At 68.1% G+C, this 12665-nt stretch carries 11 protein-coding genes; 1 reads left to right on the forward strand and 10 read right to left on the reverse strand.

Annotation, left to right across the window (positions count from 1 at the left end):
* Nucleotide 1 precedes the first annotated feature (1 nt).
* The 10 genes from ACM6JT_RS32925 to ACM6JT_RS32970 all read right to left on the reverse strand — a co-directional run bounded on the left by ACM6JT_RS32925 (nucleotide 2) and on the right by ACM6JT_RS32970 (nucleotide 11163).
* Entirely contained in the window at nucleotides 2–2263 is a 2262-nt protein-coding gene (locus ACM6JT_RS32925) for a molybdopterin cofactor-binding domain-containing protein (RefSeq protein WP_414858000.1), read from the reverse strand.
* Nucleotides 2263–2763 (reverse strand): (2Fe-2S)-binding protein, encoded by a 501-nt coding sequence (locus ACM6JT_RS32930; protein ID WP_105392436.1) that lies wholly within the window; start codon nucleotides 2761–2763, stop codon nucleotides 2263–2265. The genes ACM6JT_RS32925 and ACM6JT_RS32930 overlap by 1 nt, the downstream gene beginning before the upstream one ends.
* Nucleotides 2760–4040 (reverse strand): c-type cytochrome, encoded by a 1281-nt coding sequence (locus ACM6JT_RS32935; RefSeq protein ID WP_414858001.1) that lies wholly within the window; start codon nucleotides 4038–4040, stop codon nucleotides 2760–2762. The genes ACM6JT_RS32930 and ACM6JT_RS32935 overlap by 4 nt, the downstream gene beginning before the upstream one ends.
* Nucleotides 4041–4452: 412 nt before the next feature.
* On the reverse strand, nucleotides 4453–5577 hold the full coding sequence (locus ACM6JT_RS32940; RefSeq protein ID WP_414858002.1) for an FAD-dependent monooxygenase: 1125 nt from the start codon (nucleotides 5575–5577) through the stop codon (nucleotides 4453–4455).
* Between the two features lie 166 nt (nucleotides 5578–5743).
* Nucleotides 5744–6877 (reverse strand): amidohydrolase family protein, encoded by a 1134-nt coding sequence (locus ACM6JT_RS32945; RefSeq protein ID WP_414858003.1) that lies wholly within the window; start codon nucleotides 6875–6877, stop codon nucleotides 5744–5746.
* 40 nt (nucleotides 6878–6917) lie between these two features.
* The gene (locus tag ACM6JT_RS32950) at nucleotides 6918–8552 is read right to left on the reverse strand and encodes a cation acetate symporter (protein ID WP_414858004.1); all 1635 of its coding nucleotides are present in this window, start codon (nucleotides 8550–8552) and stop codon (nucleotides 6918–6920) included.
* Entirely contained in the window at nucleotides 8549–8908 is a 360-nt protein-coding gene (locus tag ACM6JT_RS32955; protein WP_243566928.1) for a DUF485 domain-containing protein, read from the reverse strand. Before ACM6JT_RS32955 ends, ACM6JT_RS32950 begins: the two co-directional genes overlap by 4 nt.
* Nucleotides 8909–8983: 75 nt before the next feature.
* Nucleotides 8984–10210: an FAD binding domain-containing protein gene (locus ACM6JT_RS32960; RefSeq protein ID WP_414858005.1), complete on the reverse strand. Its 1227-nt coding sequence runs from the start codon at nucleotides 10208–10210 to the stop codon at nucleotides 8984–8986.
* A 1-nt stretch (nucleotide 10211) separates the two neighbouring features.
* Nucleotides 10212–10691, reverse strand: a complete 480-nt coding sequence (locus tag ACM6JT_RS32965; protein ID WP_414858006.1) for a VOC family protein — start codon at nucleotides 10689–10691, stop codon at nucleotides 10212–10214.
* A 199-nt stretch (nucleotides 10692–10890) separates the two neighbouring features.
* The gene (locus tag ACM6JT_RS32970) at nucleotides 10891–11163 is read right to left on the reverse strand and encodes a ubiquitin carboxyl-terminal hydrolase 14 (RefSeq protein WP_034184373.1); all 273 of its coding nucleotides are present in this window, start codon (nucleotides 11161–11163) and stop codon (nucleotides 10891–10893) included.
* Nucleotides 11164–11380: 217 nt separating this feature from the next.
* Between ACM6JT_RS32970 and ACM6JT_RS32975 the strand changes: the two genes are divergently transcribed.
* The gene (locus ACM6JT_RS32975) at nucleotides 11381–12652 is read left to right on the forward strand and encodes an NAD(P)/FAD-dependent oxidoreductase (RefSeq protein WP_414858007.1); all 1272 of its coding nucleotides are present in this window, start codon (nucleotides 11381–11383) and stop codon (nucleotides 12650–12652) included.
* Nucleotides 12653–12665 lie beyond the last annotated feature (13 nt).

A 12665-nucleotide genomic window follows, 5' to 3' on the forward strand; every position in this document is an offset into this window, starting at 1 on the left:
GCTATGCGTCGATGCGTTTCCTGAGCGCGTCGCCCGCAAACGGCATCTCGCGCAGGCGCTGGCCGGTCGCGTCGAAGATCGCGTTGGCGAGCGCGCCGGCGGTCGGTCCCATCGACGCCTCGGCTGCGCCGAGGAACGGCGCGCCGGGACGATTGATCAGATTGACCCGCACGCTTTGCGGCGCGGCCGAGAAGCGCAGGATCGGATAGCTGCTCCAGTCGAAGCTGCGCACGCGCTGCGTATCGTATTTCAGCGCCTCGTACAGCGTCCAGCTCGCGGACTGGATGATACCGCCCTCGATCTGGTTGCGAATGCCGTCCGGCGACACGATCTGGCCAGCGTCGACGGCCGCTTCCGCACGTTCGAGCGTCACCTGGCCGGTTTCCGGCACGACCGACACCTCGACCGCAATCGCGACGTAGGCCATCAGGTTCTTGTATTTGCCGAAGGCGAAGCCGACGCCGCGGTTGCGTTCGCGCGGCGGCCGCGGCCAGCCGAATTTCGTCGCGGCGAGCTTGATCACCTGGCTCGCGCGGTGATCCTGCATGTGACGCAGCCGGAATTCGACAGGATCGACGCCGGCCGCGTGCGCGAGCTCGTCCATGAAGCTTTCGATCGCCCAGACGTTCGTGTGCGCGCCGAGCGAGCGCATCGCCGACGTCTGCAGCGGCATCGTCGGCGAGAAGTTGTTGACGATGTGCATGTTCGGCAGCGCGTACAGCGGGATCGCGTTGCGGTCGCCGCCGCCCTCGGGCTGCAGCATCGGCGTCGACGGCGCGGGCACGAACGGCGGTTCGAGCATGCGCGCGGGCAGCAGCCGGCCGGCGTTGACGATCCGCTCGTTGTGCGAACTGCTCCACAGCGCGTAGTTCCAGTCGACGATGCGGCCGCTCGCGTCGAGCGACGCGTTGAGCTCGGTGACCATCGCCGGCGTGAAGTGGTCCCACGTATGCTCCTGTTCGCGCATCCACTGGACGCGGATCGGCTTGCCGGGCATCGCGGCCGCGATCAGCGCCGCATGCGCGGCCGCGTCGTCAGCGCCGTTGTGCCCGTAGCAGCCGGAGCCCTCGGTATGGATGCAGCGCACGCTCGCCTTCGGCATCGACAGCATCTCGGCGAGCGCGTCGCGCAGCGGGTAGACGCCTTGCGAGTGGGTCCACACGGTCAGCGTGCCGTTCTCGAGATGCGCGACCGAGCAGGACGGCCCGATCGAGCCGTGCAGCAGGTAGTTCTTCAGGAACGTGGCGGACAGCGTTTTCGTTGCCGGCGCGGTTTGCGCATGCGTATTGGCGATCTCGATGCGCTGCGTCGAGATTCGTTTCAGGTCCTCGTGAACCGTGTTGCGATCGGGCAGCGCCCGGCCGGGCGACCAGCGGCAGCCGGCGGCCAGCGCGCGCTGCGCGACGACCGCCTGCCATTCGCCCTGCGCGACCACCGCGAGCATGCTGCCGTTGCGCACGATCCGCACGACACCCGGCATCTTCAGGATCGCGGCGTCGTCGAACGACAGCAGCTTCGCGTCGTACACCGGCGGCATCACGACGCGCGCATGCAGCATGCCGGGCAGCGTCATGTCCTGCACGTAGCTGACACCGCCCGTGACCTTGTTCGGAATGTCGACGCGCGGCAGCGACGTGCCGATCACGGCGAACGTCGCGGGACTCTTCAGCGGCGACGTCGGCGTCGCGTTGCGATGCAGGTCGACGGTGCGGACCGCATCGCCGTAGCGCATCGTGCGGCCGTCCGGCGCCTTGATGACCGCGTCGGCGACGGTGAGCAGGCGCGCCTCGACGCCGAACTGCTTCGCGGCGCCGTCGACCAGCAGCCCGCGCACCTGCGCGGCGGCGTTCAGCAGCGCGGAGCCGCTGTCCGCCATCGTGTGGCTGCCGGCCGTCAATCCCTCGTCCGGCGACGCGCCGGTGTCGGCGGTCAGGAACGTGATCAGCGAGGGCTTCATGTTCAGCTCCTCGGCGGCCACCTGCAGCAACGCGGTGCGCACGCCGGTGCCGAGCTCGACCTTGCCCGTGAACACGGTGACCTTGCCGTCGGGCGCGATCTTGATCCACGCGTCCAGCAGCGGATTGGTCTTCAGGCTGCCGGCCAGCGTTTCGGTAGCCTTGGCCACGTGGACGGCGGCGCCTTCGTCCGCGATCACGACCTCGGCGGCGGCGCGCGCGGCCGGTGCGAGGCTGAACGCGACGAACAGCGCGCCGGAAACCATGAAGTGCCGGCGGCCTTCGTCGATATCGTCGGGTGGGTTCATCAGAGTCCCTTGCTGATCGTGACGGGAGCGGCGGCCGGTTCCGGGTCCGGCAGGCCCGCGACCTGGCGCACGGCCGCCAGGATCCGCATGTGGGTGCCGCAACGGCACAGATTCGGTTCCATGTGCGTGCGCAGCTCGTGTTCGGTGGGTTTCGGCTTGCGTTCCAGCAGCGCCTGCGCGCGCATGATCATGCCCGCGATGCAATAACCGCACTGCGCCGCCTGATGCTCGATGAACGCTTGCTGAAGCTTGCCCGGATGCTCGGCGGTGCCGAGGCTCTCGAGGGTCCTGACGCGGCGCTCGCCGACCGCGGCGACCGGGATCAGGCACGAGAACATCGGCTTGTCGTCGACGATCACGGTGCACGCGCCGCATTGCCCGAGGCCGCAGCCGAACTTCGCGCCGTGCAGGTGCAGGTCGTTGCGCAGCGCGTACAGGAGCGGCGTGGACGGATCGATGTCGAGCGTGTGCCGCACGCCATTCACGGTGAGGGTGATCATCGCGCGCTGTCCTCCTTTCTGAGTTTCGCGGCCAGGGTGTCGATGCCGCTCCATGCGGGGCGATCGGTGTACGTTTCGCGGAGGTACGCGGCGAGATCCGCGATCTGCGCGTCGTCGTACTGGTCGAGGTAAGACGGCATGTAGTTCAGCGTGTCCTCGCCGTGCCAGCCGATCCCGTTGAACATCATCTGGATCGCATTGCGCGGCGTGTCGGCGGCGACCGCCGTGCTGAATGCGAGCGTCGGCCGTTCGCCGATCGACTGCATCGGCGATGCAGGCCCGTGGCACTGCGCGCACGACGCCTGGAACAGCACCGCGCCGCGTTGGCCGGCCGGCGTCGTCGCATGGCGTTCGGCGGCGGTCGTCGCAGGCCGCGCGGCGGCCGGCTTCTGGATCGACAGGATGTAGGCCGCGATGGCTTCGACATCCTCGACCGGCACCGTCGCGAGATCGCGTGTGACGGGGAGCATCGGCCCGGCGGCCGCGCCGTGCTCGCTCGCGCGGCCGGTGCGCAGGTACGTGACGAGTTGCGCCTGCGTCCACGGCCGCACCGCGTTGCCGAGCGTATTGAGCGGTGGCGCTTCCCAGCCGTCGACGATGCCGCCGTCGAATGCCTTGCCCGACTGTTCGCCGCCGATCGCATTCAGCGGCGAATGGCAGGACGCGCAGTGGCCGAGGCCGTCGACGAGCAGCTTGCCGCGATTCCATTGCGCGGATCGCGAAGGGTCCGGCCGGTATGCGCCTTCGCGCAGGAACAGCACGTTCCAGAACGCGACCAGCGGCCGGAAGTTGAGCGGGAAGATCAGGTCGTTCGCCGGCGCCTTCGTTCGAACCGGCTCGCGGGTCATCAGGTACGCGTACGCAGCCGCGATGTCGTCGTCGGACATCCGCGTGAAGTGAATGTACGGAAACGCCGGGTAGAGCGGATGGCCGTCGCGGGCGATGCCGCTGCGCAGCGCACGCGCGAACGCGTCACGCGACCAGCGGCCGATGCCGGTGTCGGCATCCGGCGTGATGTTGGTCGCGTAGATCGTGCCGAACGGCGTCGCGAGCGGCAGCCCGCCCGCGAACGGCTTGCCGTCCTTCGCGGTGTGGCAGACGACGCAATCGCCGAGCGCGACCACGCGCGCGCCGGCCTTGATCAGTTGCGGATCGAACGATGCGCGGGCAGGCGGATCGATCGGCGCGATCGACGGCCGAACCATGATGCCGATCGCGACCGCCAGGCCGGCGATCGCGATGCCTGCCGCACCGAACCAGAGTCGTTTGTGCTTCATGCGCGCTCCACGTGAACCGGTTCGCCCGGCGTCATTCGATTGGCGGGGCAGTAGACGGCGTGTCGGACGCGCGCGTTCGCATGACGATCGCGCGCGGCACCGCGGATCAGGTTGGCGCGACAGGCGGACCGGCCGGTGCGGCCCGGCTTGCGCGTGCTCGCGACGGACGTTCCGGTCGGCGCCGGATGGCGGCACGGCACCGCCGATCGATTCGGCGATGACAAGCCTGTCCGGCGGCAGCGATTCGCGGTGGAGATCATGTCGTTACTCCAGGGGATGACTGCGCGCGGACGATTTGCCTGCGCGGCGGATGATGGGGGGCAGTCTACGCGGGCGCCGACGCTATTTCCTGAAGCTGCGCTGAAACGTTCTGAACACCCGCATGCTGCATTCCGGCGCCCGCGCACATGCGTCAGCGCGGCGTGCCGAGGCCGAACGAAGCGGCAAGTTGCGGACCCTTGTCGAGCAACGAGGTCACTTCCTCCCGCCGCCGGGCCGACCATGACGCCAGGCGCTCGACGACATCGGTCGCGTCCGCCGGCAGCGCTTCGGTGAGCGATACGGCATCGCTCGCCGCCTTCGACGTGCCGGATGCCGTATGAGGGCGCACGGTGCAGGCCGCGTCGCCGATCAGCGCGACACGACCGTCGACGAAAGCGGGGCTCAACGCATCGAAAATCGCCTGGTTGAACGGCGCGCGCGTCGCGAGCACCAGTTGCGACAGGGAAGCAGGCAAGCGTGCGCCGGCGAGTTGCCGCAGCGTCGCGACGGTATCGTCGGCAAGCTGCCCCGGATGCACGGACGCGTGGTGGACGTGGCCGGCCCGATCGGTCAGGTGGCGGCGCAGCGCATCCGGATCGGCTTCGTTGCGATACCACAGCCAGTTGAAGCGGCGCGTGCCCGGCGCGAGCGAGCCGTCGAGCGCGGGAATCAGGAACGCCATGAACAGTTCGCCCGGCGCCTTGTGCAGCGTCATGTTCTCGACCAGCGATGCGATCGACGCGGCGTCGAATTCGGCTTCGTCGACGATGCCGCGCCATGCGAGGTAGCCGGCAAACGACGGCGTATAGCCGGGGAAGAGGTGCGTGCGCAGGTTCGAGCCGGAACCGTCGGCTGCAATCAGCACATCCGCGCGGATGCGTTCGTCTGCGAGGTATACGTCGACACCGTCCGCGTCCTGGGCGAAGCCGGTGACCGTGCGGCCGTAATGGATGCGCCCGCGCGGCAGCGTCTCGCACAGCGAGCGGTAGACGGCGTCCCAGGACGAAAACGGCAGCATTTCGGGTTCGTTGCGCGTGACGACGCCGTCGCGATCGATCCAGCGTCGCCGGTGCGTCGGCACGCTGATCGTCTGGCGGCAATGCCGGCCATGCCGTTCGAGAAACGCCATCATGCGCCGCAGCACGGCCACGCCGCCGCCCCGGCCGCGCAGCGGCGTCGGCGAGCGCTCGCAGACCATGACGTCGTGTCCGATGCAATCGAGCGTCAGCGCGGCCGCGAGACCCGCGATCGATCCGCCTGCAATGACTATCTTCATCTTGCGTGATTCCCGTGTTCGGCCGGCGGCGTGCGTCGCCGGCCGGCCGTCGTGATGCGTGGCGTTGCATGCCGGCCCTCACCGGCTGGCAGGATGATGCCAGGTCCGGCAACGGCCTGCGCCGACGGTGCAATGGGTCGAAAATTTCCATATGCCTGCTTGCCCGCTAGATCCCGAGCAGCTTGCCCGCATTGCCGCCGAGGATCATCGAACGCTGTTCCGCCGTCAGGTCGAGGCGGTCGAGAAAGCGGACCGGCTGCTCGTAGCCCATGTCGAAGCAGTAGTCGCTGCCGAGTACGAGCCGGTCCACCCCGACGTTCTCGATCAGGAAGTTCAGCACGGGCCCCGAATGGGACACCGTGTCGTAGCTGAAGCGCCGCAGATAGCTGCTGGGCTTTTGCGCGAGCCGGCGCGTTTCGGGGCGGGCGGTCCAGCCCGCGTCGAGGCGCCCGACGAGGATCGGCAGCGCGCCGCCCGCATGCGGCAACGTGACGTGCAGGTTCGGGTGGCGGTCGAGCACGCCGCCCAGGATCAGGTGCGAGCCCGCGATCGCCGTATCGAACGGATTGCCGAGCAGGTTGCTCAGGTAGAAATCGCCGAGCCTGGCGCCGCCGACCGTTTGCTGCGGATGCAGGAACACGGGCAGGCTCAGTTGCTCGATGCGCGCGAACACCGGCGCGAACAGCGGATCGTCGAGATCGCGGTTGTCGATGTTGGTGCCCATGTACACGCCGCGCACGCCGGGCAACTGCGCCGCGCGCTCGAGTTCGTCGATCGCATCGGTCGCGTTCAGCATCGGCAGCGTCGCGAGTACGACGAACCGCGTCGGGTGCCGCCGGTAGACGCGCGACGCGGCCGAATTCCAGTCGCGCGCGAGCTTCGCGTTGAACGGCCGGTCGCCCCAGTACGCCATCGGCACGCTGAGCGACAGCGCCTGGACGTCGACGCCGGACGCATCCATGTCCTTGAGCCGCGCGTCGACGTCGATGAACTTCATCGGCAGCGGCCCGAGGCCGCCGGCGGGCGTCCGGAACGTGAACGACGCATCGTCGCACGCGAACGAGCCGCCAAAGCGCTTGCCTTCGCCGCCGACCAGATCGCAAAAGCTTTCAGGGTAGTAGTGCGCGTGGATGTCGATCGAGCGGGGCCGGTGCCGCGGCACGGCGGTCGAGGCGGCCGGTGCGCTCGCGGTGTCGGCTGCGGATGCGGTGCGTCCGGCGACGGCCGTGCCGGCGAGCGCGGCCAACGCGCCGAGCAGGCGGCGCCGTGCCGGCGACATGCAGCAGGTGCAATTCAACATGGTGTCTCCCACGGGATATCGTTTTTTCGGGGCGTGCGGCTCAGCCGCGTTGCGTCATGCCCATTTCGCAGGCGACGAGCTGCGCGTCGAACTGCTCGCGTTCTCGTTGCGCACGGGCCGAGCGGTCGGTGACGGAGAACAGGACGACGCCGACGAATGCCGCCGCCATCGAGAACAGCGCTGGATATTCGTACGGATAGACCGCATGCGCATGACCGAGCACCTGCACCCAGACGGTCGGGCTCAGCACGGTGAGCGTCACGGCGGTGGCGAGCCCGGTCAGGCCGCCCAGTACCGCGCCGCGCGTCGTCAGGCCGCGCCAGTAGATCGAGAGCAGCAGCACGGGAAAGTTCGAGCTTGCCGCGATCGAGAACGTGAGGCTGACGATGAACGCGATGTTCTGCTTTTCGAACGCGATGCCGAGCAGGATCGCGAGCACGCCGAGCACCAGGGTCGTCCCGCGCGCCACGCGCATTTCCTCTTGATCCGAAGCGCGGCCGCGACGCAGCACGTTCGCATACAGGTCGTGAGAGATCGCCGACGAACCCGCGAGCGTCAGTCCGGCGACCACGGCCAGGATGGTCGAGAATGCGACCGCGCAGATGAAGCCGAGGAACACGTCGCCGCCGACCGCATGCGCGAGGTGGATCGCCACCATGTTCGCGCCGCCCGCGATGGCGCCGGATGCGTCGCGGTACTGCGGGTCCGACGCGACGAGCGCGATGGTGCCGAAGCCGATGATGACGATCAACACATAGCCGGCGCCGACGATGCCGGTCGCATAGAGGATGCTCTTGCGGGCAGCGTTGACGTCGCCGACCGTGAAGAAGCGCATCAGGATGTGCGGCAGGCCTGCCGTGCCGAAGATCAGCGCGAGGCCGAGCGACACGGCCGAGACCGGATCGGAAACCAGGCCGCCGGGGCGCATGATCGCCGCATGTTTCGGATGCACGAGAATCGCCTGCGCGAACAGCGCATCGAGGCTGAAGCCGAAACGGCTCAGCACCATGATCGCCATGAAGGCCGCACCGGCGAGCAGCAGCACGGCCTTGATGATCTGGATCCAGGTCGTCGCCAGCATGCCGCCGAAGAACACGTAGACGACCATCAGCACGCCGACGATCAGCACCGCGACCGTGTAGTTCAGGCCGAACAGCAGCTCGACCAGCTTGCCCGCGCCGACCATCTGCGACACGAGATACAGCAGCACGATGACGATCGAGCTCGACGCCGCGAATGCGCGGATCGGCCGTTGCCGGAGGCGATAGGACACGACGTCGGCGAGCGTGTACTTGCCGAGATTGCGCAGCGGCTCGGCGATCAGGAACAGGATGATCGGCCAGCTCGCGAGGAAGCCGACCGAATAGATCAGGCCGTCGTAGCCGCTCGTGAACACCAGCGCGGAGATGCCGAGCAGCGACGCCGCCGACATGTAGTCGCCGGCGATCGCCCAGCCGTTCTGGAACGCGGTGATCTTGCCGCCCGCGGCGTAGTGGTCGGCCACGCTGTGGTTCTTGCGCGCGGCCCAGCGCGTGATGAAAAGCGTCGACGCGACGAACAGCAGGAACATGCCGATCGCGACCGGATTGTGCCCGTGCGCGAGCGTTGTGGGGCCGGCCGCGAACGCAGGTGCCGAGCCGATGGTGGCGATCGATGCGATGAGCAGGCGTTTCATTGATCGCCTCCGTGACGAATGGATGCGACGATCGTGTCGTACACCGAATTGGCCCGATACACGTAAAGCGCGACCAGCGCGAACGTGACGACGAACATGCCGAACCCGACCGGGATGCCCCACGGGGTCGGCCGGCCCGGCACGATCGGCTGTCCGAGCAGCGTCGGCGAAAACGCGAGCGTGAGGATGAATGCGAAATAGAGGGCGAGCATGACGAGCGTCAGCGACCAGGCGAACAGCCTTCTGCGCCTGACGAGATCGCGAAAGCGGGCATCGCGCAGCAGCGGGTGCGTGGCCTGTGCCGGCGCGTCCAGGTCGGGCGCGGTGCCGGCGGCAGCCGGAATCGGGTGGTTCACGGTGTCTCCTTCTGGTTTGGGTATCCGGGCCGGGCAGCGGGCGCCGCGCGTCTCGCACGCGGCGCCCGTTCGCGCTCAGAAATGCGGCGGAACGGCGGTTTCCCGCATCACGACTTCCGGCGTTCGATAGCGCTCGGCCATGGCGCGCTCGGTGTCGTTTTTCAGTTGCGCCTGCATGTAGGCGCCGAGGTGGCGCGCATGCTGCACGATCGCGGCGCCGAAGGCCGTACGCGTTTCGCTGTATTCGCACAATGCGTCGAGCGTGTCGGTGCGCGTGACGAGTGCGGTGACGAGCGCGAGCGCATCGCCGGCGGCCTTCGTGACGCCCATCCCGCAATGCGGCCGCGCGACGAACGCGGCGTCGCCGAGCAGCGCGATCCGGCCGAACGCCATGTTCGGCACTTCGAGGTCGTAGATCGGCTGGAACAGCGGTTGCGTCGCACGCGCCACGACTTCGGCGAACTGTGGCGCAAGCAATGCATGAGCCGCGTCTTCCATGTCGTCGAGGACGTCGCGGCGGATCAGCGTCGGCGGAATGCCGCCCGCCCACAGCTTGCCGGTCTCGTCGGTCAGCAGGTTCGGCAGGTCGGTGTCTTCGCGGGTCGCGCGATACCAGACGAAGTTGTAGCGGCGCTCGCCGGGTTTCGTACTGTTGCCCTGGCCGGCGACCGGATAGCCGAGGATCTGCTCGTGCGGCGGCAGGCCGAACGCGAATTTATCGAACAGCGTCGCGTGGGTCGCGTCCGACAGGCCGGCTTCGTCGACCAGCCCGCGCCACGCGACGTAGCCCGCGTACTGCAACCGCGCATCCGGCAGGAATTTTTCGCGGATCGCGGAGCGGAATCCGTCGGCCGCGATCACGAGATCCGCGTGCACGACCGAGCCGTCGGACAGCGTGACCGAGGCGCGATCCGGCCCGTCCGCGACATCGGTGACGACGGCGCCCGAGTGGTAATGCTGGTCGGGCAGTGCCGCGCGCAGCACGTGGTACATCTTGCTCCACGCGGTGAGCGTTTGCGGCAGCCCGCGTTCCGACGCCACGGTGCCGTCCCTGGCCAGCGTGATGCGCGATTCGACCTTCACGCCGATCGATTCGTCGATGCGCACGCCCGCGGCGGGCATCACGTCGAACAGTTCCGGGTGCGTGACGATGCCGGCGCCGCGGCCCGAGAGCGCCTCGGGCACGCGTTCGAACACGTCCACGTCCCAGCCGTTGCGCAGCAGGAGATTCGCGGCGAACAGGCCGCCCAGCGAGCCGCCGATGATGGCGGCCTTGCGGTTCGTCGAAGTGCTGTCGTTCATGTCAGTCTCCGTGGGTGTCGCCGGCCGAGGCCGCGGCGGGTAGTTCCAGGCCGGCGACCTCGGCGGCAGGGAAGTTGAGCTCGATCGTCACGCCGGACGGATCCTCGATGAAGACCTGGTGCAGCCCGAGGCTCGGCACCGTGCGGTCGCGCCACGCGATGCCTTCCGCGCGCAGCGTGTTCCACATCGCTTCGACGCCGGTCGCGAGGAACGCGATGTGGTCGACGGTGCCGGTGCCCGTTGCGGGCAGGTCCTTGTCGCCGAGATAGGCCGCGAGCCCGTCGGGGTTGGCCGGATCGACGCCGATGATGTGGACCGTGCCGTAATCGGCTTCGTCGCCGCCCTTGTAGAGCCACGCGCCGGGAAAGTCGAACGGCGGGCGATAGCCGCGCGTGAAGCCGAGCACACGTTCGTAGAAGCGGCACGATTTCTCGAGATCGAGCGTGCGGATCGAGTAGTGCGCGAGTCTGGATACGGGCATGGGAGACTCCTTGTTTATCGATAGATAAGTTATCGTTCGATAAACTATAGCCGAAAAGATCGGCATGACAAAGCCGCGATCGAACGGTGTTAACCCGTGGTCCGGAAAGGTGCCGGATCGATGTCGACAGGTGGGGGCGACGGGCGGCCCGTCGTGGGACACGGGCGCGCGCGGGTGCCGGATCCCGGCGCGCGGTGCGTTACGACGCGATCTCGCCGGCCATCACGTCGTCCGCATAGCACCAGACCCAGCGCTCGCCGGGTTCGATCGAACGCGCGAGCGGGTGGCCGGTTTCGTGAAAATGCCGGCTGGCGTGGCGATTCGGCGACGAGTCGCAACAGCCGACGTGCCCGCATGTCAGGCACAGGCGCAAATGCACCCACTGGCTGCCGGACTTCACGCATTCCTCGCAGTAGTCCTTGTCGGTGGTCAGGATGCGTGCTTCGCCGAGATGGGTGCAGGTCGTGGTCATCTTCCGCTCCGATGCCGGCGCCGGAGATCGCTCGCAGCGCGGCCGGCGCGAAGCTGCAAGCGGGGTTGGATACGCTGCATTGTGGACGGTCGTGTCGCGCGCGGACCTTAATTCTTATTAAGCATGTCACCCCTGGCGGCAGGGGGACGTACAGTCGCAAGTGCGCCCGGCGCGAGGTCCGGGCGAGATCCGACACGACGGTCACCGGGAGGCGCTCATGACTCAGCCGCAGCATGTCAAGGTAATCGGTTTGCCGAACAGCAAGGAAGCCTATGCAATCCGCGACTTCCTGAAGCGCGGCGTGATCGAGTACGAATGGTGCGAGCTGACGTCCGACACCGATTGCGCGCGCGAGCTGGGCATCGCGCCGCTGCGCGATATCCGGCTGCCGGTCGTCATCTTCCCGGACGGCTCGCGCATCTACCAGCCGACGCTGCCGGAGATCGCCGCGAAGCTCGGCTGGGTCGCCCGGCCGCGCTTCATCGAATACGACGTATCGATTTACGGCGCCGGTCCGGCCGGCCTGTCGGCGGCCGTCTACGCCGCGTCGGAAGGGCTGCGCGCCGTCGTGATCGAACGCGATGCGATCGGCGGGCAGGCGGGAACGAGTTCGCTGATCGAGAATTACATGGGGTTTCCGGACGGCATTCCGGGCGCCGAGCTGGCCGAGCGCGCGCGCCAGCAGGCGGTGAAGTTCGGCGTCGAGCTGCTGATGATGCGCGAGGGCGTGCACGCGACGTTCGTCGACGGCAAGATTCGCGTCGACCTGGCCGACGGCTCGATCCTGACCGCGCGCTCGAACATCTGCGCGACCGGGATCGAATACCGCAGTCTCGGCCTGCCCGACGAACGGAAGTTTCTCAACGCCGGCCTGTTCTACGGCGCGGGGTCGAGCGAAGCGCCGATGTGCGAAGGCAAGCACGTGTTCATCGTCGGCGGCGGCAATTCGGCGGGCCAGGCCGCGATGAACTTCGCGCGGCACGCGCGCGAAGTCACGATGATCGTCAGGGGCGCGTCGCTGGCGGCGACGCTGTCGCGCTACCTGATCGACCGGATCGAGCGCACGCCGAACGTGACGGTGCGGTACGGCTCGACCGTCGACGCGCTGCACGGCGACGGCCGGCTCGAAGCGATCGTGCTGCGTTCGGAAGACGGCGCGCGCGACGTGCTGCCGGCCACGCACCTGTTCGTCTGCATCGGCGGTGCGCCGAACACCGAATGGGCCCGGGATACGAACATCATCCGCAATCCCGGCGGTTATCTGGTGACCGGCAGCGACCTGTACGACTGCCCGGCATTCGAGCGCGTGTGGCCGCTCGAGCGCCGGCCCTACTATCTGGAAACGAGCGTGCCCGGCTCGTTCGCGGCGGGCGATGTCCGGTCGGGTTCGGTCAAGCGGGTGGCGTCGGCGGTCGGCGAAGGGGCGATGGCCGTGACGTTCGTGCACCGGTTCCTCGGCGAAGACGCGCATCGGCCGGGCGGCACCTGAGCCGCAGCGAGAA

Source organism: Burkholderia sp. IT-111MI5, from assembly GCF_949752865.1.
Classification (GTDB): Bacteria; Pseudomonadota; Gammaproteobacteria; order Burkholderiales; family Burkholderiaceae; genus Burkholderia; species Burkholderia pyrrocinia_C.

Coding starts and splice junctions, on each gene's coding strand:
- ACM6JT_RS32925 (WP_414858000.1), bottom strand. CDS start 2,263: ATGAACCCACCCGACGATATCGACGAAGGCCGCCGGCACTTCATGGTT.
- ACM6JT_RS32930 (WP_105392436.1), bottom strand. CDS start 2,763: ATGATCACCCTCACCGTGAATGGCGTGCGGCACACGCTCGACATCGAT.
- ACM6JT_RS32935 (WP_414858001.1), bottom strand. CDS start 4,040: ATGAAGCACAAACGACTCTGGTTCGGTGCGGCAGGCATCGCGATCGCC.
- ACM6JT_RS32940 (WP_414858002.1), bottom strand. CDS start 5,577: ATGAAGATAGTCATTGCAGGCGGATCGATCGCGGGTCTCGCGGCCGCG.
- ACM6JT_RS32945 (WP_414858003.1), bottom strand. CDS start 6,877: ATGTTGAATTGCACCTGCTGCATGTCGCCGGCACGGCGCCGCCTGCTC.
- ACM6JT_RS32950 (WP_414858004.1), bottom strand. CDS start 8,552: ATGAAACGCCTGCTCATCGCATCGATCGCCACCATCGGCTCGGCACCT.
- ACM6JT_RS32960 (WP_414858005.1), bottom strand. CDS start 10,210: ATGAACGACAGCACTTCGACGAACCGCAAGGCCGCCATCATCGGCGGC.
- ACM6JT_RS32965 (WP_414858006.1), bottom strand. CDS start 10,691: ATGCCCGTATCCAGACTCGCGCACTACTCGATCCGCACGCTCGATCTC.
- ACM6JT_RS32970 (WP_034184373.1), bottom strand. CDS start 11,163: ATGACCACGACCTGCACCCATCTCGGCGAAGCACGCATCCTGACCACC.
- ACM6JT_RS32975 (WP_414858007.1), top strand. CDS start 11,381: ATGACTCAGCCGCAGCATGTCAAGGTAATCGGTTTGCCGAACAGCAAG.